Genomic DNA, 26,810 nt, shown 5'->3' with positions numbered 1-26,810 from the left:
GGGTATAATTTGAATTTCCCGCACGTGCCGTTCGGCACTCTTCTGTAATGACCAAGTTTGTATTTGTCACTGGCGGCGTCGTGTCTTCCCTGGGTAAAGGGATTGCCGCCGCTTCTCTCGCCGCGATCCTCGAATCGCGCGGCCTCAAAGTCACCCTTCTGAAGCTCGATCCCTATATCAACGTTGATCCAGGAACCATGAGCCCGTTCCAGCACGGAGAAGTATTCGTCACCGATGACGGTGCTGAAACCGATCTCGATCTGGGCCACTATGAGCGGTTCATTACCGCCAAGATGAAGAAGGTCAACAATTTCACCACCGGTCAGATTTACGAATCCGTGATCCGCAAGGAGCGTCGCGGCGAGTATCTGGGCAAGACCGTGCAGGTGATTCCGCATATCACCAACGAAATCCAGGATTTCATTCACCGTGGCGCCGAAGGTTTCGACGTCGCGCTGGTGGAAATCGGCGGTACCGTCGGCGATATCGAGTCGCTGCCGTTTCTGGAAGCCGCCCGTCAGCTGAGTCTGCGCGCTGGTCGTAATGCGGCTGCCTTCGTGCATCTGACGTTGGTACCTTACCTGGCCTCGGCTGGTGAACTCAAGACCAAGCCAACCCAGCACAGTGTGCAAAAGCTGCGCGAAATCGGTATTTCGCCGGACGCCTTGCTGTGCCGTGCAGATCGCCGCATTCCGGATGATGAGCGCGACAAGATCTCGCTGTTCTCCAACGTCGTGGCCGATGCTGTGATCTCGGTCTGGGATGCCGACAGCATCTACAAAATCCCGCAAATGCTGCACGATCAAGGTCTGGACGACATCATCTGCCAGAAGCTGGGGCTCTCGCCGAAGCCGGCTGATCTGTCGGTCTGGGACAAACTGATCCACGCGCAAGACAACCCGTCGCACGAAGTCACCATCGGTATGGTCGGTAAATATGTCGATCTGACCGAGTCGTACAAGTCGCTGACTGAAGCGCTGCGTCACGCTGGCATTCATACCAGCAGTCGCGTCAATATCGAGTATCTGGATTCCGAGGAAATCGAATCCAGTGGTACTGCTGCATTGGCCAAGTACGATGCGATTCTGGTGCCGGGTGGTTTCGGCAAGCGCGGTGTGGAAGGCAAGATCGCCGCAGCACGCTTCGCCCGTGAACACAAGGTGCCGTACCTTGGCATCTGTCTCGGTATGCAGGTCGCATTGTTGGAATACGCCCGTAACAAGGCGGGTCTGCCACAAGCCAACTCCACCGAGTTCGATCCTGAGACCGAGCAGCCTGTGGTTGCGCTGATCGACGAATGGCAAAACCACGACGGCAAGGTCGAAAAGCGTGATGCCAACTCCGATCTGGGTGGCACCATGCGTCTGGGTGCGCAAACCTGTGATATCAAGCCGGGTACGTTGGCCGCCGAAATCTATGGCGACAAGGTCACCGAGCGTCACCGTCATCGTTATGAGGCTAACAACTTCTACCTCGACCGGATTGAAGAGGCAGGTTTGATCGTGTCGGCACGTACGCCGAGCGAAGATCTGTGCGAAATCATGGAACTGCCACGCACTGCCGGTGATGCCAACGCCCACCCGTGGTATCTGGGTGTGCAATATCACCCCGAGTTCAAGTCGACTCCACGTGATGGTCATCCGCTGTTCATTTCCTACATCAAGGCTGCGCTGGCGCACCAGCAGGCAGCATCGAAAGGGCAAGCATGAAACTGTGTGGTTTTGACATCGGCCTCGATCAGCCTTTCTTCCTGATCGCTGGCACCTGTGTGATCGAGTCTGAGCAGATGGCGCTCGACACTGCCGGTACCCTCAAGGAAATCACCTCGGCGCTGGGTATTCCGTTCATTTACAAGTCCTCGTTTGACAAGGCCAACCGTTCATCGGGTACCTCGTTTCGCGGTCTCGGCATGGAAAAGGGTCTGGAAATCCTGGCCAAGGTGAAGCAGCAGATCGGTGTGCCGGTGTTGACAGACATTCATGAAATCGACGAAATCAAGCCTGTCGCGGCAGTCGTGGATGTGTTGCAGACGCCTGCTTTCCTGTGCCGTCAAACCGACTTTATCCGTGCCTGCGCGCAATCGGGCAAGCCGGTCAATATCAAGAAGGGCCAGTTCCTGGCTCCGCACGATATGGTCAACGTGATTGCCAAGGCGCGTGCTGCTGCCAAGGAAGTCGGCCTGCCAGAAGATAACTTCATGGCGTGTGAGCGCGGCGTCTCGTTCGGCTACAACAACCTGGTGTCCGACATGCGTAGCCTGGCAATCATGCGTGAGACCGGTGCTCCTGTGGTATTTGATGCTACGCACTCGGTGCAGTTGCCCGGCGGTCAGGGTACATCCTCGGGTGGTCAGCGTGAATTTGTCCCCGTGCTGGCGCGTGCTGCGATTGCTGCCGGTATCTCGGGTGTCTTCATGGAAACTCATCCCAATCCGGCTGAAGCCAAGTCAGATGGTCCTAATGCCGTGCCACTGGCGCGCATGAAAGAATTGCTCAGCACGATGATCGAGCTTGATCGTGTCGTGAAAAAAGCAAGCTTCCTGGAAAACAACTTTTCCTGATGTGTCTGCACCCGCCTTGCGTATTGATCTGTGTATTGATAGGTATATCGATGCACGTGTTGAATTGATGTGCAGGCCCGGGCATATTCCTATAACAATTTGCTAAAACCCTGCTTGATGGAGATGTGAATGAGTGCAATCGTTGATATTATCGGCCGCGAAGTAATTGATTCGCGCGGCAATCCTACTGTCGAATGTGACGTTCTGCTGGAGTCTGGTGTGCTTGGTCGCGCCGCTGTTCCATCGGGTGCGTCCACTGGTTCGCGCGAAGCGATCGAGCTGCGTGATGGCGACAAGAGCCGCTATTTCGGCAAGGGTGTTCTGCAAGCCTGCGAAAATATCAACACCGAAATCTCAGAAGCTATCATGGGTCTGGATGCCAATGAGCAGGCATTCCTGGATCGCACGCTGATTGATCTCGACGGTACCGAAAACAAGGGTCGTCTGGGCGCCAATGCTACGCTGGCCGTGTCGATGGCAGTGGCCAAGGCTGCTGCGGAAGAGTCCGGCCTGCCGCTGTATCGCTACTTCGGTGGTAGTGGTGCCATGCAGATGCCGGTGCCAATGATGAACGTCATCAACGGTGGCGCACACGCAGACAACAACCTCGATCTGCAAGAGTTCATGATCATTCCGGTCGGCGCACCAAGCTTCCGCGAAGCGATTCGCTACGGCGCCGAAGTGTTCCACACACTGAAAAAGATTCTGCATGCCAAGGGTCTGGCGACTTCGGTCGGTGACGAAGGTGGTTTTGCACCATCGGTTGCCAGCCACGAAGCGGCAATCCAGTTGATCCTGCAAGCGATCGAAGAAGCAGGCTACGAGCCAGGTACTCAAATTGCTCTGGGTCTGGATTGTGCTGCCAGCGAATACTTCAAGGATGGTAATTACCATCTGGAAGGCGAGAACATGGTGCTGACACCAGCTCAGAAGACTGGCCTGCTGGCATCGTGGTGCGACAAGTATCCGATCATCAGTATCGAAGACGGCATGGCAGAAAATGACTGGGCCGGCTGGAAGCTGTTGACTGAAACGCTGGGCAAGAAGGTGCAGCTGGTCGGCGACGATCTGTTTGTGACCAATACCAAGATCCTGAAGGAAGGGATTGAAAAGAATATCGCCAATTCGATCCTGATCAAGATCAACCAGATCGGCACATTGACCGAAACCTTCGCTGCCATCGAAATGGCCAAGCGTGCCGGTTACACCGCTGTGATCTCCCATCGTTCCGGCGAAACCGAAGATTCGACCATTGCTGATATCGCCGTTGGTACCAACGCGCTGCAGATCAAGACCGGTTCGATGTCGCGTTCGGACCGTATGGCCAAGTACAACCAGTTGCTGCGTATCGAAGAAGACCTCGGTGATATCGCCAGCTACCCTGGTCGTTCGGCGTTCTACAATCTGAAGTAAGCAAAAGGGCCGGCGCTGCCAGCTGCACGATGCTGGTGGTGCCGGTCTTTGCATTCCCGATGCGCCTGATTATTCTCTGCCTCACAGCGCTTTTGGTGCTGATCCAATATCCACTTTGGTTGGGCAAGGGGGGCTGGTTGCGCGTTTGGGATCTGGACAAGCAAGTCCAGCTGGCGCAAAAGAAAAATGAAGAACTCAAGGCGCGTAATGCCAAGCTGGAGTCTGAAGTCGAAGATTTGCGCCAGGGAACCGGTGCCATCGAGGAACGGGCGCGATACGAGTTGGGCATGATCAAGCAGGACGAAGTCTTCATTCAAGTGCTTGATGCCAATGCGACCGGCGCTACCTCCACTTCGGGCAACGTCGTCAATCCCGGTAATTTTCCCTCTACTGGAAACACTACTGCAGCAAATGCCGCTGCAGGTGCCCAATCCACGACGGCGACGACCCGAGCTGTCTCCCACTGAATGGCAGCGACCAAAGCTCGACAGTTTCCTTATTCGGCCAGGATCACGCGATTCTTGCCTGCATGCTTGGCCTTGTAGAGGGCTGCATCTGCACGTTTGATCAATCCCGCCTGTGTTTCGCCCTGCACACGATAGGCGACGCCTGCACTGAAGGTGATCAGCAGGCGCTGGGTATCATGCATAAAGATGCGTTTGGTTAGCTCACGCTGTACGCGGGTAATGATCTGCATCGCTTCTTCAGGTTCGGTTTCCGGCAGCAAGACCAGGAACTCTTCACCACCGAAACGCGCAATCACATCCAGCTTGCGCAGGGTATCCTTGACCACCGTGACCAGATGGATCAGCACTTCGTCGCCGGTCGCATGACCATGGGTATCGTTGATACGCTTGAAGTCGTCAAGGTCAAGCAAGGCGATACAGAGCGGCGTTTTGAGCCGGTCCGCATTGAGAATTTCACGTTCCAGTGATTCATCCATGCCGCGCCGGTTCAGACTGCCGGTCAACTGGTCTTCGCGCACGAGCTCGCCCATGTGCAGTAATTGCGACTCCAGCGCCTGGATGCGCGCTTCTGCTTTTTGCATTTCCTGACGTGCCGCAATCATCTCGTCACGTGAGCGCAGCGCTTGGTCCTGGGCTTCTTTGGTGACCTGCATGATCCCGTTGAGTACCGAATTGAGATCGCTGATGTCGGAGGCGTGACGGATCTGTTCCGAGAAACCCGAGATCGACTTGTGATAATTGTCAGTCGTTGACACCATGGCGCTGAGCCGGTCAACGAAGGACAGCATCAGATTCTTGGCAATGACTTTTTCTTCAGAGAGCGTGTTCTTGAGCAGCCCCTGCTTGTAGATCACTTCCTTGAGCGCTTTAGTGGCATCGGCCAGCGAGGTCTTGCTGATCGGTCCGGAAATCAGTTGTTGTACCGCCGATATCTGGCCGCTCAGCCATGAGCCTTTTTCCAGCAAGCCATGGATATTTTCCAGCAGCAGCTGAAACAGACGCATCAACAATTCCTGTTGCTGCGCAATATCGTCGCTTTTCAATTCAATCTGGAAACTCATCTGCTTGATACGTCCGATGACCTCATTCATTGCCTGCTCGGAAAACGCTTCACGCAGATCGTTACCGATCGCCTTGGCTTCATTGGCCAGTTCAGGCGCTTCGGTGAGTAGAGAGGCAAGATTGAAGATCAGTACCCGCGACAGTACGTCGCGCAGCATTTTTTCTTTTTTGCTGTCGTTGATGAAGTGGCGCTCCATGTCGATGGGGACCAGTTCTCCTACTGAAACCTGATTGCGTACCGGTAAATATTGCTCGACGAAACTATCAATTTCTTCACCGTAGGTTTTCCAGTCGCCACTTTCCAGCGTCTTGGACAGACGTTGTCCCAACTTGCCAAGGTCACCACCTTGCTGACTCAGATGCTGGGCGAAGGCTTGCAGTACAGTCTCGGGCTGGATGACGTCTTTGCTGCCGGCGATTTCCTCATAGGCATTGCGATAGGCTTCAGGTGTTGGCGCAACGCGCCGCGTGGCAAGTTGCTGGAAGGCCTCGCGCGCGATATCAACAGGGCTTTGTGCTGGCTTTTTGGACATGCCTGATAGACGGTTTGTAATGTGAACTGAAACGGGGGCAGCAGGTGAAACAGAAAGAACAGAAAGAACAGAAAGAACAGAAAAACAGAAAGAACGAATGAAGCAGATGCGCTAGCAGTAGCATTATCAATCGCAGTGGTGGCAGCCGGTGCAGCAAATCAAGTGCTGCCACTATCGCTCATCCATGCAGGCTAATCACGTCGTCTGCGGATTTTTCTCATAACGCATTTTACCGCCAGCAGGAGGACACTGGCGGTGGCATTATCATCATTTATTCAACCAACTTGTTTTTTAGCGCATAGTGTGTCAGCTCGGCATTGTGTCGTAATTTCATCTTTGCCAGTACACGTGAACGATACATACTGATGGTCTTGACTGACAATGTTAGCTCATTGGCAATATCACTGACGCTTTTGCCGGATGCAATCATGATCATGGTTTGATACTCGCGGTCAGACAAGCCTTCGTGCAGCGGTGCTTCGTGATCGGCACCAATCTGGTTGGCCAGTTCCTGTGCGAGTGTGGCGCTGATATATTTTTTGCCACTGGCGACCTGGCGGATCGCAGCGATCAATTCCGGCGGTGCCACCTGCTTGTTAAGAAAGCCCGCCGCGCCAGCCTTCAGACAGCGAATCGCGTATTGATCTTCGCGATGGATGGACAGCACCAGGATGGCCATGCCAGGCAGCTCACTTCTGAGCTGTTTGATGATATCGATACCACTGCGATCAGGCAACGCGATGTCAAGCAGTAGCACGTCAAAATGCGTCTGGCGACAAAGTCGGATTGCTTCGATGCCAGAATCAGCCGTGCCATTGACCAGGATGTCGCGTGTGCTGGCGCAGATGTGCTTGAGGCCTTCACGCACGATGGGGTGGTCATCGACAATGGCGACGGTGATGGCACTGCTGTTTTTCTTGTTCATGAGAGGAAAGCAGGTTGTCTGTTACCGCGGTCGTAGAGCGGATCGTGGGAGCGCTGGCAGCATACTACCCTATTGATGAGATGGCCAGATCATGCAGGTGATTGAACATTTATCTGTACCGTCAGGCGGTCGCTGGCATTGTCGGTTAGTTGCAACTTGTCGTCCACGCACCCATTTCGATAGCGTAGGCGTGACGGCTTCATTGTTGAGTTCCAGGTTATTTTTAGGAAAGCACTTCCATTTTATAAAATCTGCGTGCTATAATTTCATTTTTCGCGGCTGTAGCTCAGCTGGATAGAGTACTTGGCTACGAACCAAGGGGTCGTGGGTTCGATTCCTGCCAGCCGCACCAGATATAAAGGGTCCATCGCAAGATGGGCCCTTTTTTCTTTCTGACGCCTTTGTCGCACCTCGCTAGCGTCTCTTCTCTTTATTCCCTGTAAAGTTGCGCCTCACCAAGCCATCGCCAGATGAAATTTTTGTATAGGTGTTTCTGGTTTTAGTTGCTGATATGGAATTTTTTCACCTTAAATAATTAGTTAATTAGTTAGCTAATTTATGAATTCATGGTCTAATATTCTCCTACCGCATTCAGTAGAAAATGTGGAGAAAAGTGGAGGGAATCGGTGACCGATACTGACCAGGACGTGGTCCTGGCTGGGTGTAGATCATTCACAATCGGCAACATTGCCGACATGACCAAGAGGAGACAGGGATGAAAGTAGTACGTGTGGTTAAGCAGGCTGTCGTCAAAAGAAGTGCAGGCGCTCGTCGATCTGGTGCCGTTGCTGCGCTGGCGACTGTGGCGCTGTTGGTGCTGGCTTCGCCGGTGCAGGCCCAGATCAAGGTTGGTGTGGTGTTGTCGGCCACCGGTCCGGCTGCATCGCTGGGCATCCCGCAACGTAATACAGTGACCTTGCTGCCGCGCGAGATTGGCGGCAAGAGTGTTGAATACATTGTGCTTGATGATGCTTCGGATACGACCGCTGCCGTCAAGAATACCCGTCGCCTGATCTCGGAGGGAGTTGATGTCATCATCGGCTCCTCGATCACGCCAAACTCGCTGGCGATGGTCGATGTTGTCGCCGAGGGGCAGACACCGATGATTTCAGTTGCGGCCAGTTCCAAAATCATCGAACCGGTTGATGACAAGCGGGCCTGGGTTTTCAAGACCCCGCAGAACGATTCACTCATGGCCAATGCGCTGGCTGAACGGATGGTGGCTGATAAAGTTTCCACGGTGGCGTTCATCGGTTTTTCGGATAGTTATGGTCAGGGCTGGTATGGCGAATTCTCCAAACAGGCCGCACTTAACAAGCTGAAAATCACGGTCAATGAAGCGTATGCCCGTAATGACAGTAGCGTGACCGGGCAAATCTTGCGCATCATGGCCAGCAATCCTGACGCGGTACTGGTTGCCGGTGCCGGTACACCCGCTGTGCTGCCGGAACGGACCCTGCGCGAGCGTGGCTACAAAGGAAAAATCTATCAGACCCACGGTGTTGCCAATACCGACTTCCTGCGTCTGGGTGGCAAAGATGTTGAAGGTACCTTGCTCCCAGCCGGGCCGGTACTGGTTGCGGCGCTGCTGCCGGACAGCAATCCGAGCAAGAAGGCTGGTCTGGAGTACACCCAGAAATACGAAGCCGCTTTCGGTACCGGCACAGTGACTACCTTTGGTGCTCACCTCTGGGATGCTGGTCTGGTGCTGCAACGTGTGTTGCCTGTGGCGGCCAAATCGGCCGCACCGGGTACGCCACAATTTCGTAAGGCCTTGCGCGAAGCACTCGAGCATATTCAAAATCTGACCCTGTCGCACGGCGTGATGAATACGACGCCAACAGACCATAGTGGTCTCGACAATCGCGCACGCGTCATTGTCAAAATCGAATCCGGTCACTGGGTATTGGCACCGTGAGTCGCGGCTATCATGCCAGGTTCTATTGATCGCTTCAGGATGAGCTCTCCGTACTGAAACACTGATGCAGCGCCTTCTTCGCGTGGAAGGCGCTGGCAGTGGTGTGTCCATTGTGGCTTCAACTTCAGGAAGATCACCATGAGTAACGATAATCACGGATATACCGCAGCAGAGTGGGCCGCGCGCATCGAGTTGGCGGCCTGCTATCGAATCTTCGCCCATCTCGGCTGGGATGAGCTGATTTACAATCACATCACGTTGCGGCTGCCGGGCGACGAGAAGCACTTTTTAATCAATCCATTCGGTCTGCATTACAGCGAAGTCACGGCCTCCAATCTGGTCAAGATTGATCTACAGGGCAGGGTGGTTGGTCATAGTGACTGGCCCGTCAATCCAGCGGGCTTCACAGTCCATCGTGCTATTCACGAACATGTCGACAATGCCCATTGCGTAATGCACACCCATACCACTGCAGGGATGGCGGTCGCCTGTAGTCAGGAGGGGCTATCCATGAGTAACTTCTACTCGGCACAACTCTATGGTCAACTGGCCTACCATGATTTCGAAGGGATCACCGTCCATGCCGAAGAAACGCCACGCCTGCTCAACAATATCGGTAACAAGCGCGCCGTGATCTTGCGTAATCACGGCTTGCTGGCACTGGGGTCAACAGTACCGCGCGCCTTTGCCGTGTTGTGGCTACTCAATCGCGCCTGTGAAATTCAACTGGCTTCCACCTCAATGGGAGCGGTGCGGTTGATTGCGCCAGAAATCCAGCAAGCCTGCGCCCGCGATTCCCTGCAATTCAATGAAAAATTTGGTGCCGGACAGGATGTCTTTGATGCATTGACGCGCCAGATTGAACGTATCGATCCTTCCTATCAAACCTGATCAACATTCGTCAATATGCATATCGCCATCTACGGAGCCGGTGCCATCGGCGGACTTTTTGCCGCCCGACTGGGGCTGGCCGGACATACCATCAGCGCCGTCGCACGCGGTAAGACATTGCAGGTGCTACAAGAGCGAGGTCTGACGCTGCAACTTCCTGATGGGGATCGGCAGGTTGCCATTCGTGCCGAGCAGGATCCGCATCTGCTTGGTGTACAAGACATCGTTATTCTGGCCGTGAAGTCGCCGGCACTGCCATCGGTGGCGCAACACATTGCGCCATTGATCGGTCCCGACACGCTCGTCATTACTGCGATGAACGGCGTGCCCTGGTGGTTCTTTGAGGCGCCGGGCGTGCCGTATCATGGAACGTGTCTGCACAGCATTGACCCCGATGGAGCGCTTTCCCGGGCGATTCCAATTGCACAGGTGATCGGCTGTGTCGTGCACCTGTCCAGCAGTGCACCGCAAGCCGGTGTGATCCGGCTGGCGTCCGGTAACCGTCTGATTCTGGGGGAGCCTGCGGCAGCCGGGCAGATATCCGCGCGAGTCCTGGCACTGGTGGCGTTGCTGACGCAGGCAGGTTTTGAGGCAGTTGGCAGTGCTGATGTTCGCAGTGACATCTGGTACAAGCTGTGGGGCAACATGACCATGAATCCGATTTCGGCCATCACCGGCGCCATGGCGGACAAAATTCTAGACGATCCACTGGTCAACGCTTACTGCCTCAACGTGATGCAGGAGGCCGCCAGCATCGGTGCCAGAATTGCCTGCCCGATCGCGCAGAGCGGAGTCGAGCGTAACCAGATCACGCGCAAGCTGGGTAGCTTCAAAACATCCATGCTGCAGGATGTCGAAGCCGGGAAGGCACTGGAAATCGATGCGCTGGTTGCGGTCGTGCGGGAGATCGGTCAGCTTACCGGCACGCCGACGCCAACGATCGATAGCTTGCTCGGCCTGTCACGTCTGTTTGCCCGCACGCGTGGACTTTATCCGGCAGCTTGATATACCGCCTTTGCTTGCCAATGAGCAGATCAATTAACTCGCTAACTTGAATACGCCAACTGCTTCCGTCAGCTTCATAGCCTGTTGCTGCATTGACTGCGCTGCGGAAGCCGCTTCTTCTACCAGCGCAGCATTTTTTTGTGTCACTTGATCCATCTGGGTAATGGCGATATTGATTTGTTCGATGCCGGTATTCTGTTCCTGACTAGCAGCACTGATTTCTGCCACGACATCTCTGACCCGTTTGACGCTCTCAACAACTTCGGTCATGGTGCTGCCTGCTTGCTCGACCAGTTTGTTACCGATATCCACCTGCGTCACTGAATCATCGATCAACGTTTTTACTTCTTTAGCCGCCGCTGCCGAGCGCTGCGCCAATGCCCGTACTTCCGTGGCAACCACTGCAAAACCACGCCCCTGTTCACCTGCACGCGCGGCTTCCACTGCTGCATTCAAAGCCAGGATATTGGTCTGAAAGGCAATGCCGTCAATGACGCTGATGATGTCTACAATCTTGCGAGATGACTCACTAATGGCTCCCATGGTGTTGACCACCTGACCGACGACATCTCCCCCTGTGCTGGCAACAGATGAGGCAGACAATGCCAGCTGATTCGCCTGGCGCGCATTATCAGCATTTTGCTTGACCGTAGATGTCAGCTCTTCCATGGCAGAGGCGGTCTCTTCCAGTGAGCCAGCCTGTTGCTCGGTTCGAGAAGACAGATCCATATTGCCGGCAGCGATCTGGGTTGAAGCAGTCGCAATAGTGTTGGTGCTCTCACGCACTTGTCCGACAATCGTGTTGAGGCTCTGATTCATGGTCTTCAGTGCTTGCATCAGCTTTCCGGTTTCATCTTTGCCAGCTGGATGAATCTGCACACCGAGATCGCCCTGCGCAATTCGGCTGGCAACGTGTACCGCTTGATTGAGTGGGGTAGTCACACTGCGTGTGACTACCCATGCCGCGGCGGCGCCAATTATGATAGCGAGCAGCGTGACCACCAGCAGCACAACCCGCGTGCGTGCATAGTCAACCTCCATCTCGTCTAGACTTTGCTGGTTCTGTGATTGCTGCCGGTCGATCATTGCCTGAATTGATGTAAACCACTGATTCTGTGGTGACTGAACCTGCATGAGCAACATATCACCTGCCGCTTTTTGCTGCGACGCATCACTCAAGGCGATCACCTTGTCGAACAGGGGGTGAACAATCGATTCACTCCGACTGATGTCTTGCTGGAGTTTTTTCGCCATATCGCTGTGCACCAGTGTTGATAAGCCGCTGAAAGCTGCCTGGTAGTCTTGTCTGGCCTTGGTAATTTGCTCTTTTTGTTCTTTGCGGACGCTGGCGTCGGAATAAATCAATAAATTGCGTAATGCCCGTGCTTCGAGGTTGAGCGCTCCCCGCATGATGTTGGCATCTGCGATCTTGACATCGTTTTCCTTGGTTATGACTTCGATGCGTTGTTTGATGGAGGACAATGATCGCCAACCTTCTCCGGCAACAGCAATCAGCAGCACCAACATCACACCGAAAGAGATCAGAAGTCTCGTACCAATTTTCAAGTCTGCAAATTTCATGATTGCGTGCTCCTATTGGTTTGCGACAACAGATGGAGAAATGATGGGGTGGAGTATGTTGAGAAATCTATAGAACGTTGATTTTTGCATTTTATTTGAAAATTAATTTTAATTAATAAAAATGTAAAAATTAAATAGCTGCTGTCGCGCGAAATGAACATAAAACAGATGGGCACACGTGAGCGTTATTCAGATCGTTCTCATTCCGACACGGAACGATCCGGAAGTGAAATCGACCGCACTAGTTGTCTCCATCTTGTTTGCTGAATATGCTTGACAGCTTTGTCAGATATCGCAGATATTATCGCTAATATGTTAAGTATTATTGCCGGATTTAGGCGACATACCCGAGCACCAAAAACCTATCAACATAATAAAAACAGGACGTCGGGCAGGGCAGTCTTGTCACACCCTCAAGGAGACCTATGATTTTCCGTAGCTGTTTCGAGCGGCCCCTATGCGGCCACTTTCTGATCAGTGATGTTTTACCCCATCCTCAATCAGGAGGTTGAGCATGGACTTTTCCATTTTTACCATCCTGCTGCAGGATGGCATCACCAATGGTGCCATTTATGCGCTGATGGCACTGGCGTTGGTGCTGGTCTTTGCGGTCACTCGCATTATCTTGCTGCCGCAGGGGGAATTTGTTTCTTTTGGTGCGCTCACGCTGGTGGCCTTGCAGAGCGGCAGTATTCCCGGCACCGTCTGGTTGCTGGCGGCGCTGGCAATGCTGAGTAGCGCACTCGATGTCAGTGCCGCCGTGCGGCAGGGACGCACCCGGCTACTACCGCAAATGTTGCTGATCAAGCTGGTGCTACCGTTGTTGCTGGTGGCACTAGTGTGCTGGGCCGCGCCACGGCAGTGGCCATTGCTGGTGCAGGCGCTGTTGTCGATTGCGGTGGTCACGGCCATGGGCCCGATGATCTACCGGTTGGCCTATCAAAGACTGGCCAATGCCAAGGTTCTGATTCTGCTGATTATTTCGGTTGGTGTGCATTTCGTGATGACTGGTCTGGGTCTGGTGTTCTTCGGTCCCGAAGGCGCACGTGTGAATCCGTATGTGGAGGGTAATTTCAGTTTTGGTAGCGTACAGATCAGTGCTCAGGATCTGGTGGTGATCGCCGTGTCGGTACTGTTGATGCTAGTACTGGCAGTGTTTTTTAGTCGCACGCTCTACGGCAAGGCCTTGCAGGCGACCGCCAAGAACCGTGTCGGAGCGCGTCTCATGGGTATCTCCACGACAATGGCAGGAAAATTGTCGATGTTCTTTGCCGCTTTTATCGGTGCGCTTTGCGGTATCCTGATCGTTCCGACAACCGCCATTTATTACGACTCCGGTTTCCTGATCGGTCTCAAAGGATTTGTCGGCGCCATCCTCGGAGGGCTGATGAGCTACCCGCTCGCAGCCGTCGGTGCCTTGCTGGTCGGCCTGCTGGAATCCTTTTCGTCGTTCTGGGCCAGCGCGTACAAGGAAGTCATCGTGTTCACCATCATCATTCCGATTTTATTGTGGCGCTCTCTGCACAGCGCTGATGCCGGCGCTCATCAGGGAGGTGACGAGTGATGCTGAATCGTTCTGGATTCCTTGCTCTGGTCGCCGTGGTGGCGTTGTTGCCGATGTTGCCACTACCTGATTTCTGGATCACCCAGGCGAACTACGTCGGCTTGTACGGCATTGTCTGTGTTGGTCTGGTCTTGTTGACCGGCGTCGGTGGACTGACTTCTTTCGGACAAGCTGCCTTCGTTGGCATTGGTGCCTATGCTACTGGTTACCTGACCACGCAGTTTGCACTTTCACCCTGGTTAGGCTTGTTGGCAGGATTGATAGTCACCGGTGTGAGCGCTTACTTAATCGGTCAGGTCACGCTACGCATGTCGGGCCATTATCTGCCGCTGGCGACGATTGCCTGGGGACTATCGCTATATTTCCTGTTTGGGAACATGGAGTGGTTGGGAAAGTACGATGGCCTCTCCGGTATCGAGCCCATTTCACTCTTCGGTCTCTCGCTGGAGAATGGTCGCGCCATCTATTATCTGATCTGGTTTTGTGCACTGGCCGCTGTATTGGTTTCAGTCAATTTGCTCGATTCCCGCCCAGGGCGTGCCATTCGCGCACTCAAAGGCGGTACTTCAATGGCTGAGGCAATGGGCGTCGATACGGCCCGCTACAAGATTACGGTATTCGTGCTGGCAGCTTTGTTGGCGGCGGTGTCTGGTTGGTTGTATGCACATTTTCAGCGCGCAGTTAATCCGACGCCATTCGGCATCAATATGGGTATTCAATACCTGATGATGGCCGTTATCGGCGGCGCCGGGCATGTCTGGGGTGGCCTGCTGGGGGCGCTGGTGATGACCCTGCTGCAAGATAAATTGCAGGTTTGGCTACCAAGTCTGCTGGGCACCAGTGGCAATATTGAAATCATTGTCTATGGGCTGATCCTGATTCTGCTGTTGCAGTTTGCACAGAATGGTTTGTGGCCGTTCGTGGCCGACCTCTGGCGCAAGCTATTGCCGGCAAGTACGCGGCCCATGGTGGCAAGCGTGTCGCAGACGACTGCAGCAGTATCTGGATTGTCTCAGCGAGATAAGGCGAACAACGGCACATTGATTCTGGATGTCGTCTCGGCGAGGAAGGAGTTTGGCGGCCTGGTCGCAGTCAACGATGTCAGTTTTCAAATCAGATCAGGTGACATCATTGGCCTGATCGGCCCCAACGGTGCCGGCAAGTCAACCATGTTCAATCTGATCAGTGGTGTGCTTGGCGTGACGCGGGGCGAGGTCAGTTTTAACGGTGAGCGGATCAACCGACTCAGCGCTCGTCAGATCGTTGCACGTGGTATGGGACGCACGTTCCAGCATGTGCAATTGTTGCCGACCATGAGTGTGCTGGAAAACGTCGCTATCGGAGCACATCTGCGTACCGGTCGCAGCCACCTTGTCAATGTCGTGGCTGCCATGTTCCGGCTTGACCGTAAACAGGAGCAGGCGTTGTTACAGGAGGCAGAACGTCAGCTGCGCCGTGTCGGCCTTGGCGACTATCTGCACCTGGAAGCTGGTTCGCTTGCATTGGGTCAGCAGCGCATTCTGGAAATCGCCCGTGCACTTTGCAGTGACCCATTGCTGTTGTTGCTCGATGAACCGGCAGCAGGCCTGCGACTCAAGGAGAAGCAGGCACTAGCCGACCTGCTGCGGCAGTTACGCGACGAAGGCATGAGTATCCTGCTGGTGGAACATGACATGGATTTCGTCATGGACTTGACCGACCACCTGGTGGTGATGGAATTTGGTACCAAGATTTCCGAAGGTACACCGCAACAGGTGCAAGCCGACCCGGTGGTATTGGAAGCCTATTTGGGTGGAGTAGAGTGAAATGACGATGCTACAGATGAATCATTCTCAGACAAGCCCGGCACTACTGAACGTCGACAACTTGCGCGTTTGTTACGGTAAGGTCGAAGCGATCAGTAATATCTCGATTCAGGTCGCACCGGGCAGCATCGTGAGCGTAATCGGTCCCAACGGTGCCGGTAAATCGACACTGCTCAATGCAATTATTGGCATGCTGCCCAGTCGTGGTGAAATCCACTACGACGGACTGACGATCAATGATCTGGAAGTCGAAGAGCGCGTCCAGGCAGGTATCGCGCTAGTCCCGGAAACGCGGGAACTGTTTGCTGACATGTCGGTGCAGGACAATTTGCTATTGGGTAGCTTTCGCCGCTATCGTGCGCGTGACAAGCAGTATCTGGATCAGCTGGATTGGGTCTATCAACTTTTCCCACGTCTCAAGGAGCGTCATTTGCAGGCCGCCGGCACGATGTCAGGCGGCGAGCGGCAGATGCTGGCAATTGGTCGCGCCCTGATGGGCAAGCCACGTCTGTTGATGCTCGATGAACCGAGTCTCGGGCTGGCCCCGTTGATCGTCAAAGAGATCTTCCAGATCATCTCCGGCTTGCGCGAAACAGGTGTGGCAACCTTGCTGATTGAGCAGAATGCACGTGCTGCCTTGCAGGTCTCGGATTATGGCTACGTGATCGAAACTGGCTCGCTGGTACTGGAAGGGCAGGCTGGTGCATTAGCCTGTGATCCCAAGGTAATCGAGACCTATCTGGGGATTGGCAAGAGCAGGAAGGCGGATGTGGTAGTGCCGCTGCCGGTTGCTTGATTGGCTGAATGGCTTGAGAATTTTTGTCAATTTTCATGAGCAGGTAAATTGACAAATTCAATGCTGTTCAGAACAGCGATCACCTTCTCAAGAATATTGCTCTCGGGATGGTTCAGGTTCATGACTTGCAAGTTGCAGACGCAAAGGACTTGTGAACCATCGGTTTGGAGCAGGCAAAAATTGAAGAAGCGCTGGCGTAGCGTTTCTTCTCCTGTAATTTGATCGTTGGTGTTGCCAATGCCTGTCCAGTTCTTACCAGAGAACTCAATTAGACGAAAATTTTGGTTTTCCTCGAATGGCGCATTCGTCCCGGTCCAAAACCATTGGTCTTTTAGTTTTCTGGCCCCTAGCAGATCATCTATCTCGTCCCTTGTAGCTCCTGCATGGCAAGCAAGACCAAACCCCCAGACAATCGGTTCATCAGGTTTATCCTTACTTCTTATGGGTGATATGTACATACTCTCTCCGAATATGCCTCCATACAAGCCATGAATCCTATACTTGCATTTCTTGGATTCATAAATTGTGTTCGGATCTTCGTTTCCTGGTAATAATGATGTCCGAGCAGATGACGTTATCGTGTGTGAATGGGATATCGTCGATAACAGAAAAAGGAAACCACATACTATATGCAGGAGTGCTTTTTTCATGACCGCCTCGGAATAAACTCCTCTGGATAGTTCTCAATATTTCCCTCTGCGCTAAGAAAAATCGGATTATCCATCAACACTACCTGCGCTGCCGTGTATGCCTGAAAGCGAGCAACAATGCCATTGACCGAACTATACGATGTTGTCGGCTGCCCTATATTTACCGTCCCTGCGACATTCCAAAAACTACCGTTGGTGTAATAAGCCTTTGGCTTGCCATTAATAATTTTGGTGACAATAAGGCGTTAAATCACCTTTTTTTGCTTCTTCAAGATAACCCATCTTGCCCCTGCCACATAACGCCTTGGCATCGCGGATCAGACAATAGCGCAGAGTACGTTGACGTCCCTCTTCGTCACCATTCAAGTCGTCTTCCGTGTAGGCGTAACCGCGTGCATTGATGTTGTTGAGTGGATAGAGCTTGATGGCACGTGCAAAATCACGACGTAGATTCATCATGCTTTCCTCACCCCATTCAACTCCTTTCGCTGCAATGCGTTTATCAATATCGCGCACCCATTCATTACGCGCAGTATCAAAGCGAACTGCACTTCCATTTACTACTCCACCGTTGATTGGATAACAGATGAAGTCAAAATAAAACGGTGCAATATATTCTTTGGTTTTTAAATTAAATGGATTTTCAATAATGAATCTGCTACCACCTCGCTTGTCATCTTTAGCGTAACTGATAGAAAATTGTGCAGCTACCGGGATTTTTAAAGATACATTACAGCCTGGCCCCATGTTGGCTTCGTGCTTTTTTGTTCTTTTAAATGCAGTATCGTTTGCTTGCAGCGTCAGCGGCCAGAGCAATATCAGCAGGCTTATCCATCGCTTCATGATTTATCTCTTCGGCTCAAAATCTGTTGGATATATCACTGTAGGTTGACCGTTGCCATCTGGTAGTAAGAGCTCTGGCAACACAGCTACCGCTACGCCATAAGCGCAGCAGCGTGAGTCAAATCTACTCAAAGGAGAGTAATAGGGATTGTTAATAGTGTCTGGAAAATTTACTGATACACTCGATTTCTAGATATAAAATTATTTATACTCATTATCCCTCATTGAAGATGGACATACATCATCTATGTTTCCATAAGAATCGGAGCAAAAGCTACCAGTCTCTTTGTTGAATTTTATTTCCTCGATACTTTCTAATTTAAAATACTCTCCGTCATAACTTCGACGCTGGATCAGCGTTACATCATATGAAACTAGAAAATCAGGAAATATTTCTATTTTTGGAATTTTTTTTGAAAGAATACAAGGAGTATTCATTAACTCATTTGTTTGACTATAGCGCACTCCAGCTTTATTTGATTCAGTATAACTATCAACTGTGCATTGCGATCCCCATTGAGTGAATAAGATATCACCGGAATTATTTTTTGTCCGCCACCGAATGACATGTACAACTGTCATCTCTGAGAAAACACTACTTAATTTATATTTTTTTTTATAATATTTCTTTGAATTTTTGGCTTTCTCTCCTGAAATTACTTTTGTGAAAATTACATGGTCAGAGGCATTTGAGATGCTGCAAAAACAAAAACAAAAACAAAAACAAAAATAAAGTATAAGTAAATAATAATATTTATTTATCATCATTAATACTCACTCTGGTTTGTCAAAATTAACATTTATGATGCCTTTATGTGTTTGTAATAAAAAATCTTTTGTTTCATTGAATTTATCAGAGAGCTCCAAATAGATATACTTAAAATAAGCTTGTCTGTCTTGATAGGCATTTTCTCCGCCATTTACATACCTATTGATATAGTGAACAACATTAATATCACTACCTGCGTCGCATTTTTTATTTATATTAATGACGCCAGAATAGTGTTTTGAAACCCAGTAAAATCCACCGCTATCACAGGCTAAATGTGTGTTTGAGGCGATAATATCGGGGTCATATCGTGGAGACCACAACATCATTTGTGGCTCCTCATTTCTTTCGGGTGGCGAAATAACATGCATTGATTGCTTATTAAGACGTGGTATAGGCATTAGTCTCTCTGTATAAGAATCGTGATGAGGGGGTAGATTTTTAAATTTTCCATATTCTCTATAATTACTTGCCCACGTTAACTGCATAATCCCCCGCCCATAAAATGCCGCATAATGCTTTGTCGATTTATTTCCCTCGTTAAATTTTCCAAATCCCCATTCGTGCATAATGGGTTTTCCAGGGAGATCTCGCCATTGAGCTGTTTCAGTCATGCATTGAGACAAAAAATGAGAAATACGTAAAGGAGTGTTAATACAGTACTTACGTAGACATCGATTAAGCTCGATTTGATATTTTTCAAAACGTGCACGAGCCATCTCTTTAGATATCGTAAATATCTTGCTTTGAAGCACTTCTGTTATTTTTTTATCTTTATTGGGTACATAGTGTGGATAACGAGGATACGTTTGTGCCAACTCATCCAAGCTCAACCATCCGCACTTCCTGAAATGCTTGATGAACTCCGTCGGATGGAAATGCCACTGCGCGTCTTTGTACTCTTGCGGTAATCCGTCAAAGCTCACTGCACGGGCGTGGTTTTCAAAGCGGACCCAGCGATCTGCACGATTCTTGGCGCCGAACTCCATCTCATTGAGGCATCCATAACGCGCAATGATCGTGCCTCTGTCCCACTCCGTCGGGAATTGACAAATTGCCCTGCGTAGTGCCTTGCGCACGTTGTTATCTGGTAGACGCCTGGATAGTTCGACGTCATCCTTGTTGCGATCCGGATTGGGTTGATCGCCTTCTGCACGGATCAGTGCCTTGAGTCTTTCTGAATCACAACGCTGATCATTGGGATTGGTGTCGTCGTCATAACAATTCCAGCCAAAACGCGGCAGGAAATCGGCATCGCTGAATTTGTAAGTACCCGGTGCATTCAGGTCTGCCCAGACTGACTTACCCTCCAAGGTTCTGATCTTGCGCCAATGGGCCGCATCGTCGGGTAGTGAGTCTTTATCTGTTTCACTCCGCCCTATATTGCGACCGAAGCGCAATAACTCATACCAGCCAGAGGGGCTGCTTTTTACGGTGGGATGTGCCTTGATCAGGCTGTTGTGACGATCGGTGGCTTCTTTGTACAAGTTGTATTCGGCGTCGGCATCTTGTCGTGTGGCACCTAGCTGACCGTTGATGCCGTAGCTGGTGAATGCACAGCTACCGGGCGTTTTGCCTTCGTTCCCGTAGTCGAGTTTGATCCACTGCGCGGTGCCTAGCGTGATGTCGCTATCAGCGCGAAGATGATCGGTGGGTGCTTTGAGACTGATCGGTGTCGTGGCTGGCAGATAAATGTAGAGGCTGCCGAAGATGCTGTCGGTACGACCGTCTTTGGTGGGAATGGCTTCTGGGTCTAACCAGCCGGGTTCGCGGCCGATGATTTTTTTGAGGTTCTCGGTGTCGCAGCAGATCTCAAAGTGCAGCTGTTTAGTATGACCGTAGACCTGACCGGCTACGCCCAATTTATCCTTGCGATAGACCTTTTCTCCGACTCCTGCCGTGATCAGAATACGGACAAGGTGCATGTACACGCTGTAATAAGTGATGCTGACTGGCTGGTCGCCATCGGCACCGATCTCGGTCATGTGTTTGAGGATGACGCAGCCGTTATCGGTCCAGCCATCCTGGTATTGTTGACCATGCTGGCGGTCTTCGGTGAAGCGTGTCGGTTTGCACCGGAACACGACCTCGCCATCGGCAATCGCGTGTACTGGATAATCGTGACTACCCGCGTCCTTGGCTTGCAGATGAATGCCGTTGTGCCACATCAGGTGACTCGCAACCGGGAAGGTCCCGTCTTCTGCACCGGTGCCGCCAATCATGATGCTGGCAGTTGGGCACATGGCGTTTTCTGTGATCTCGTCGTCGGTTAGTCGGGGAGTCGGTCTGGATATCCCTTTAACGCGGAGTTGATCGTCTTCTTTGACGACCGGCAAAATGAATGGGGGGCTGATGATCATCTGAACGCCTCCATGAAGTCTTCAATGAAAGCGTGTGATGCTAGTAGTCTTTTGTTGCGTTGGGCGATGCTTACCGCAATTAGGTCTTCACTTTCGATTTAGTACGAGACGTGTCTCGCGTTTTCGAAGTGATATTGGATATGGAGGGGCGACTGCTGTTATACGCCTCAACATTTTATGTTGAGGCTACCGGTTAATAAGATGCGCCGTTTTTGGCGGCATCGGGTCTGACACTGTTGAGCAGATTGATCGCTGCGCTGCGCAGTACGCTAGTATCGGCACCCAGCGCCAGAAAGCTTGCCCCACCAGTTGCATAGCGTTGTGCCAGTGCTGGAGAGGTGCAGAAGATGCCGGCACGTTTACCGGTTTTCACAATCCGTGCAATGGCGTCATCAATGGTACTCAGCACGTCTGGATGCGCAGGCTCGCCGAGGTGACCCAGCGACGCTGCCAGATCTGAGGGGCCGATAAAGAGCGCATCAACGCCATCGACTGCTGCAATTGCCTCCAGGTTGTTTAAGCCCGTCCGTGATTCGATCTGTACGATCAGGCAGCTGTGTTGCTCGACTTGTGTCAGATAATCGGGCACGGCATTCCAGCGCGCACCACGTTCCAGACCGGTACCGACACCACGTATTCCATTTGGCGGATAGCGCATTGCACTCACCAGTGCTGCAGCCTGCTCGGCAGTGTCGACCATTGGCACCAGCAAGGTTTGTACGCCGATCCCAAGCAATTGTTTGATGAGCGCAGGATCGTGGTGCGGTGGACGCACCAGGCAGGGGATCGGATAAGCGGCGATCGCTTGTAATTGTGCCTGTATCGAGCGCAGGTCATTGACCGCGTGCTCGGCATCGATCAACAGATAATCGTATCCACAGGTCGCCAGGATCTCTGCGCTGAGCGGGTTTCCCAGTGCGAGAAAGAGTCCCAGTTGCAGTCGGCTCTGTTGCAAGGTTTGCTTGAAGGAATTTGGTGGCAATTGCATGAGCGTGTCGTCCTCGTGAAGGAAGAAGTGAATGATTACACAAAACGGAAGGCAATCTGACCCAGTGGACCATAGTCGGCCTGAAAGGTATCTCCAACCGCGGCGTTGACAGGACGGGTGAAGGACCCGCCCAGCACAACATCCCCCACGTTAAGCTGTTCTCCATAGGTGGCAATCTTGTTGGCCAGCCAGCCCACACCATTCGCTGGGTGGTTGAGTACACCAGCGGCCAGGCCGGTTTCTTCAATCACGCCATTACGGAACAGCATGGCGCCAACCCAGCGCAGATCGACTGCATCGGGTCTGACTGGCGAGCCACCCATGACGATGCCGGCATTGGCTGCGAAGTCGGAGATGGTATCGAATACCTTGCGAGGTGCCTTGGTATCGCGATCAAACTGTTCAATGCGGGCATCGATGATTTCAATTGCCGGCGTCACATATTCAGTCGCTGCCAGCACGTCAAACATGGTCACGCCGGGACCTTTGAGTGGCTTGCCGAGGATGAAGGCCAGTTCTACTTCAATCCGCGGGGAGATGAAACGGGAAAAGGGAATATCGCTGCCTTGCTCAAAAAACATGTCGTCCAGCAGCGGTGCATAGTCGGGCTCATTGATTTGCGATGATTGCTGCATGGCGCGCGAGGTCAGTCCAATTTTGCGACCCTTGATAGTGCGTCCCTCGGCCAGTTTGAGTTTGACCCATTCGCGCTGAATCGCGTAGCCGTCTTCAATTGTCATCTCCGGATGGGCCTGCGAGAAGTGGCGCAGCTGGATCCTGTTCTTCTCTGCCTGATGTAGTTGTCGGGCGAGTTCAGTGATAGTGGTCAGTGGCAGCATGATATTTTTTCTTGTAAATGACAACACGGTTAGATCAGGAGCAGGGCGTATCAACAGAGCTCGCGCCGCTAACGAAAACGCGCATGCAGATTGTTATGCTTCCAGCTGCCAGCTTCATTGACCTCGATGATTTCCAGTGACAAGGCCAGACCGCTTTGCAGGTAGAGTGCCGCGAAATGTTGCTTGAGCACTGCGAACAAGGCATCCCCGGTGGCTTTTTTGACGGCTTCGCTGCGCCCGGCACCAATCTTCAGAGTGCCATGTACGAAGCCGCCATCATCAATGCTATTGGCAATACAGTAGTGCTTGGCTGCCAACGCGCGCACGCGCACGCCACCGGTCGGATAGATCTGTTTGCCATCCTCCTGCTGCTCGATCAGACAGTGCGCCAGCGACTGGCAAAGCTGATTGAAATCGAGCTCCGGATGGGCAGCGCCGAGAGCGCCGCTCTTGCCAAGATTGGCTGAGTATTCCAAGGTCAGATGGGGCATGGTAATCCTCGCTGGCGAATAATGATGACTTAGGTCGGGACCGGGAAGATCGCATTGATCTGACCCGTGCCGGAACTGCCGAAATAGGGAGTAACGACTTCTACCTTGCCCTGATAGGTGACACCGCCCAGCATCCCAAGCAGCATCGCGGTATCGTGCATACCGCCTTCACCCCAGCATTTTTCGTTGTACATCGGCAGCATCTCGATAAAGCTGGCCCAGTCGCCTTGCTCCCACATGTCCACGACACGGCGATCCATCTCTTCGAGGAAGGGATTGTAGACCTTGTGCATATAGTCGGGAGCGGTGCCATTATCGGCAAAGTGATGTGACAAGGAGCCACTGGCCAGCACGGCGACGGTACCGTCGTAATGTTCTTCAATTGCCTCGCGGACGGCCTGGCCGAAGCGCATACTTTCTTCCAGTTGATGCCAGACACACCAGCCCGCCACGCTGACGACCTTGAATTGCTGATCGCTGTTCATGTAGCGCATCGGTACCAGGGTGCCGTATTCCAATCCCAGGCTGGTATCACTATGGGCACGACTTTTGACGCCAGAGGCGTTGGCAACCTCGGCAATCAGATGGCCGAGTGCCGGATTGCCGGGATATTCATAGGGCAGGTTTTTGATGAAATGCGGTAGTTCATTGCTGGTGTACAGACCCTGAAAATGCGGTCCACAATTAATGTGGTATTCCGAATTAACCAACCAGTGCACGTCGAAGACAACGATCGTATCTACACCAAGTGCACGGCAGCGCCGACCGATTTCGTGATGCCCTGCAATGGCAGCCTGACGGCAGCCTTTATGCGGGCCGTCGAGCTCTGAGAGATACATCGATGGTACGTGCGTGATTTTTGCAGCCAGTGCTAACTTACCCATACGCTTGAACTCCTTTGATCGAGTATGATGCTGATGCTACTCATACTGTGGGCCTTGATTCAGACTCCCCAGCGCGGAATGGGATGGTTACCGTAGGACAGGCAGATATTTTTTGCCTCGGCAAACACCTCAAAACTGTAATGATTACCTTCGCGACCTGTGCCCGATGCCTTGACACCGCCGAAGGGTTGACGCAGATCACGTACATTCTGACTGTTGATGAATACCATGCCGGCCTCAATGCCGCGTCCCATACGCAAGGCGCGACCAGTGTTCTCGGTCCAGACATAGGACGACAGGCCATAGATGGTGTCGTTTGCAATACGCTGTGCATCAGCTTCCGTCTCGAACGGAATCAGGCAGGGTACCGGGCCGAAGATTTCATCCTGAGCAATGGTCATCCGGTTATCGACATCGGCAAACACGGTTGGTTGAATCCAGTTGCCGTTCTTCAGCGCCGCTGGTATCTCCGGCATGCCACCACCAAATACCACACGCGCTCCTTCGGCTTTGCCGATTTCAATGTAACGCGCTACCTTTTGCTGGTGCTGCGGACTGATCATGGGGCCGATGATGGTATCCGGATCGAGCGGATCGCCGACTTGCAGACGTGCCGCACGGGCTGCAAAATCGCTGACGAAGCGCTCATAAATGCCACGCTGGATCAGAATCCGCGAGCCGGCAGTGCAGCGCTCGCCATTATTGGAGAAAATCATGAAGATGGCCGCATCCAGTGCCCGTTCATAATCGGCGTCATCAAAGATGATGAACGGCGACTTGCCACCCAGCTCCATCGAAAATTTCTTTAGTCCGGCCTGTTGCACGATGCGGTTTCCCGTTGCGGTACTCCCGGTAAAAGAGATTGCACGGACATCGGGGTGACGGATCAGCGGTTCGCCGGCCTCCTTACCATAGCCGTGCACGACATTGAACACGCCCGCAGGAATACCTGCTTCCAGTACCAGCTGGCCGAGCCGGTCGGCGGTCAGTGGCGATAGTTCCGACATTTTCATGACGGCCGTATTGCCCAGTGCCAGACACGGAGCCGTCTTCCAGGTCGCCGTCATGAACGGTACATTCCATGGCGATATCAGCGCGCAGACACCGACTGGATTCCACATCGTGTAATTCAGGTGGCCGGTATCCGATTGGTAGGCTTCACCATCCATGTGGGCCGCAATTTCGGCAAAAAAATGGAAATTGTCAGCCGCTCTGGGGATCAATGCTTTCTTGGTCTGGCCGATCACCTGACCAGTGTCCCGAGTTTCCAGTTCGGCCAGTTCTGGTACATCGCGGGTGATCAATTCGCCCAGCTTGCGGATCAGCTTTGCGCGTTCCGCGGCGGGTTTGCCAGCCCATGCGGGAAAGGCGTCCTTGGCCGCCTGTACGGCAGCGGCAACTTCCGCCTCGCCACCACTGGCAACCTCGGCCAGTACTTCATTATTGGCCGGGTTGAGGGTCTGAAAGACGTTACGGCTCTCTACAGATTTGCCGTTGATGAGATGTTTGATCATGGTTGCACTCGCATAGAGAAGAGTTTGAGCGATGTAGCGGATAGGTTCAGTGCGCAGGTGTGGCGTCATCACCAACAATGGTGTTGACCAGACGGCCTATCCCTTCAATTTCTGTGACGATACAGTCGCCCGGAACGACATTCGTCAGTCCTTCGGGCGTGCCGGTAAGAATGATGTCTCCCGGTGCCAGCGTCATGATGGATGATAGATAAACGATCAGTGCCGGGATGTCGAACACCATATCGCTGGTGTTGCCGCGTTGCGTTACTTTACCGTTGACACTGGTGCTGAGCTGTAGTCGCATTGGGTCAGCGACGGCACCAGCTTCAACCAGCCAGGGACCGATCGGAGTGCAGGCATCCCGATTTTTTACGCGCAGATTGGGTCGGTAATAATTTTCCAGATAGTCACGAATCGCGTAGTCATTGGCGACCGTATACCCTGCGACGTAATCGTAGGCATGCTCGCGGCTGACATGGCGGGCATATTTGCCAATCACGACGGCCAGCTCGCACTCATAGTGCATGAAAGTGGCATCGGCCGGGCGCCGCGTCTGGCCGTAATGACCCGTCAGTGCAGTCGGTCCCTTAAGAAATACCAGTGGTTGTTCCGGGGCCTTGAAAGCCAGCTCTCGTGCGTGGTCAGCGTAGTTCAGACCGAGCGCAAAAATGGTTCCTGGTTCAACCGGTGGCAACCAGTGCGCCTCATTTTCGCGCAGGATGCGACCATCCGCAAGACGGATGCAAGTTGCTTCCAGTTCTGCAGGATTGGGGACGGGCTCCACTTCATGAATTGCGCCATTGAAAAAGATGCGACCGAAGGTGCGTGTGCCTCGTGGTGCTGGCGTAGGCTCAATGCCTGTCTGAGTTTCTTGTGCAGATACGCTGCCGGGAGCAAGTTGCAGATGCACCGCTGCCAGTTCGTGGGCGTCAGGCGCATACAGGCTGAGGGT

General features: G+C 52.7%; 23 protein-coding genes and 1 tRNA gene. 11 read left to right on the top strand and 13 right to left on the bottom strand.

The window, feature by feature from the left end; translation table 11 throughout:
• Positions 1-47 precede the first annotated feature (47 nt).
• From FHW66_RS02250 to ftsB, 4 genes are all read left to right on the top strand, one after another.
• A complete protein-coding gene (locus tag FHW66_RS02250) occupies positions 48-1,709 on the top strand; it encodes a CTP synthase (RefSeq protein ID WP_183378071.1) in 1,662 nt (553 codons plus the stop codon).
• On the top strand, positions 1,706-2,560 hold the full coding sequence (gene kdsA / locus FHW66_RS02245; RefSeq protein WP_183378070.1) for a 3-deoxy-8-phosphooctulonate synthase: 855 nt from the start codon (positions 1,706-1,708) through the stop codon (positions 2,558-2,560). The genes FHW66_RS02250 and kdsA overlap by 4 nt, the downstream gene beginning before the upstream one ends.
• A 129-nt stretch (positions 2,561-2,689) precedes the next feature.
• On the top strand, positions 2,690-3,973 hold the full coding sequence (gene eno, locus FHW66_RS02240; RefSeq protein WP_183378069.1) for a phosphopyruvate hydratase: 1,284 nt from the start codon (positions 2,690-2,692) through the stop codon (positions 3,971-3,973).
• A gap of 59 nt (positions 3,974-4,032) precedes the next feature.
• Positions 4,033-4,440, top strand: a complete 408-nt coding sequence (ftsB, locus tag FHW66_RS02235; RefSeq protein WP_183378068.1) for a cell division protein FtsB — start codon at positions 4,033-4,035, stop codon at positions 4,438-4,440.
• 29 nt (positions 4,441-4,469) lie between these two features.
• Here the strand turns inward: ftsB and FHW66_RS02230 are convergent, their stop codons facing one another.
• Positions 4,470-6,035 carry a GGDEF domain-containing protein gene (locus FHW66_RS02230; protein ID WP_183378067.1) on the bottom strand — a complete coding sequence of 522 codons (1,566 nt, stop codon included), beginning with the start codon at positions 6,033-6,035 and terminating at the stop codon, positions 4,470-4,472.
• 271 nt (positions 6,036-6,306) lie between these two features.
• Positions 6,307-6,960 (bottom strand): response regulator transcription factor, encoded by a 654-nt coding sequence (locus tag FHW66_RS02225; RefSeq protein ID WP_183378066.1) that lies wholly within the window; start codon positions 6,958-6,960, stop codon positions 6,307-6,309.
• A 275-nt stretch (positions 6,961-7,235) separates the two neighbouring features.
• On the opposite strand from FHW66_RS02225, the gene FHW66_RS02220 reads away from it, so the two are divergent.
• The 4 genes from FHW66_RS02220 (at position 7,236) to FHW66_RS02205 (ending at position 10,774) form a co-directional block, all read left to right on the top strand.
• A tRNA-Arg gene (locus FHW66_RS02220) sits at positions 7,236-7,312 on the top strand.
• A gap of 363 nt (positions 7,313-7,675) precedes the next feature.
• Complete coding sequence (locus FHW66_RS02215) at positions 7,676-8,878, top strand: ABC transporter substrate-binding protein (protein WP_183378065.1); 1,203 nt, start codon at positions 7,676-7,678, stop codon at positions 8,876-8,878.
• 138 nt (positions 8,879-9,016) lie between these two features.
• Entirely contained in the window at positions 9,017-9,769 is a 753-nt protein-coding gene (locus FHW66_RS02210) for a class II aldolase/adducin family protein (RefSeq protein ID WP_183378064.1), read from the top strand.
• A 15-nt stretch (positions 9,770-9,784) separates the two neighbouring features.
• Positions 9,785-10,774, top strand: coding sequence for a 2-dehydropantoate 2-reductase (locus FHW66_RS02205; protein ID WP_183378063.1), 990 nt, complete (start codon positions 9,785-9,787; stop codon positions 10,772-10,774).
• Positions 10,775-10,807: 33 nt separating this feature from the next.
• Here the strand turns inward: FHW66_RS02205 and FHW66_RS21090 are convergent, their stop codons facing one another.
• Positions 10,808-12,355: a methyl-accepting chemotaxis protein gene (locus FHW66_RS21090; protein ID WP_183378062.1), complete on the bottom strand. Its 1,548-nt coding sequence runs from the start codon at positions 12,353-12,355 to the stop codon at positions 10,808-10,810.
• A 514-nt stretch (positions 12,356-12,869) separates the two neighbouring features.
• Here FHW66_RS21090 and FHW66_RS02195 point away from each other — a divergent pair.
• Genes FHW66_RS02195 through FHW66_RS02185 form a run of 3 tightly spaced genes read left to right on the top strand, consistent with a single transcriptional unit; the run spans position 12,870 to position 16,520 of the window.
• Positions 12,870-13,919 (top strand): branched-chain amino acid ABC transporter permease, encoded by a 1,050-nt coding sequence (locus FHW66_RS02195; RefSeq protein ID WP_183378061.1) that lies wholly within the window; start codon positions 12,870-12,872, stop codon positions 13,917-13,919.
• The gene (locus FHW66_RS02190; RefSeq protein ID WP_183378060.1) at positions 13,919-15,724 is read left to right on the top strand and encodes an ATP-binding cassette domain-containing protein; all 1,806 of its coding nucleotides are present in this window, start codon (positions 13,919-13,921) and stop codon (positions 15,722-15,724) included. Before FHW66_RS02195 ends, FHW66_RS02190 begins: the two co-directional genes overlap by 1 nt.
• 16 nt (positions 15,725-15,740) lie before the next feature.
• Complete coding sequence (locus FHW66_RS02185; protein WP_183378059.1) at positions 15,741-16,520, top strand: ABC transporter ATP-binding protein; 780 nt, start codon at positions 15,741-15,743, stop codon at positions 16,518-16,520.
• 26 nt (positions 16,521-16,546) lie between these two features.
• Here the strand turns inward: FHW66_RS02185 and FHW66_RS02180 are convergent, their stop codons facing one another.
• The 10 genes from FHW66_RS02180 to FHW66_RS20800 form a co-directional block, all read right to left on the bottom strand.
• Positions 16,547-16,978, bottom strand: a complete 432-nt coding sequence (locus tag FHW66_RS02180; RefSeq protein ID WP_183378058.1) for a hypothetical protein — start codon at positions 16,976-16,978, stop codon at positions 16,547-16,549.
• Between the two features lie 411 nt (positions 16,979-17,389).
• On the bottom strand, positions 17,390-18,013 hold the full coding sequence (locus FHW66_RS02175; RefSeq protein ID WP_183378057.1) for a hypothetical protein: 624 nt from the start codon (positions 18,011-18,013) through the stop codon (positions 17,390-17,392).
• Positions 18,014-18,214: 201 nt separating this feature from the next.
• Positions 18,215-18,781 (bottom strand): hypothetical protein, encoded by a 567-nt coding sequence (locus FHW66_RS02170; protein ID WP_183378056.1) that lies wholly within the window; start codon positions 18,779-18,781, stop codon positions 18,215-18,217.
• A gap of 6 nt (positions 18,782-18,787) precedes the next feature.
• Positions 18,788-21,142, bottom strand: a complete 2,355-nt coding sequence (locus FHW66_RS02165) for a M23 family metallopeptidase (protein WP_183378055.1) — start codon at positions 21,140-21,142, stop codon at positions 18,788-18,790.
• 193 nt (positions 21,143-21,335) lie between these two features.
• Positions 21,336-22,130, bottom strand: a complete 795-nt coding sequence (locus FHW66_RS02160; RefSeq protein ID WP_183378054.1) for an HpcH/HpaI aldolase/citrate lyase family protein — start codon at positions 22,128-22,130, stop codon at positions 21,336-21,338.
• Between the two features lie 35 nt (positions 22,131-22,165).
• Entirely contained in the window at positions 22,166-22,969 is an 804-nt protein-coding gene (gene hpaH, locus FHW66_RS02155) for a 2-oxo-hept-4-ene-1,7-dioate hydratase (RefSeq protein WP_183378053.1), read from the bottom strand.
• Positions 22,970-23,037: 68 nt separating this feature from the next.
• On the bottom strand, positions 23,038-23,460 hold the full coding sequence (locus tag FHW66_RS02150) for a 5-carboxymethyl-2-hydroxymuconate Delta-isomerase (protein ID WP_183378052.1): 423 nt from the start codon (positions 23,458-23,460) through the stop codon (positions 23,038-23,040).
• Positions 23,461-23,489: 29 nt separating this feature from the next.
• Entirely contained in the window at positions 23,490-24,344 is an 855-nt protein-coding gene (gene hpaD, locus FHW66_RS02145) for a 3,4-dihydroxyphenylacetate 2,3-dioxygenase (protein ID WP_183378051.1), read from the bottom strand.
• Positions 24,345-24,403: 59 nt separating this feature from the next.
• Positions 24,404-25,858 carry a 5-carboxymethyl-2-hydroxymuconate semialdehyde dehydrogenase gene (gene hpaE / locus FHW66_RS02140; RefSeq protein ID WP_183378050.1) on the bottom strand — a complete coding sequence of 485 codons (1,455 nt, stop codon included), beginning with the start codon at positions 25,856-25,858 and terminating at the stop codon, positions 24,404-24,406.
• A 46-nt stretch (positions 25,859-25,904) separates the two neighbouring features.
• The gene (locus tag FHW66_RS20800; RefSeq protein WP_370543424.1) at positions 25,905-26,714 is read right to left on the bottom strand and encodes a fumarylacetoacetate hydrolase family protein; all 810 of its coding nucleotides are present in this window, start codon (positions 26,712-26,714) and stop codon (positions 25,905-25,907) included.
• Positions 26,715-26,810 lie beyond the last annotated feature (96 nt).

It is taken from the genome of Herbaspirillum sp. Sphag64, assembly GCF_014192645.1.
Lineage (GTDB): Bacteria > Pseudomonadota > Gammaproteobacteria > Burkholderiales > Burkholderiaceae_D > Herbaspirillum.
The sequence above is the reverse complement of the archived record's forward strand: the minus strand, read 5'-3'. Positions and strand labels throughout refer to the sequence as shown.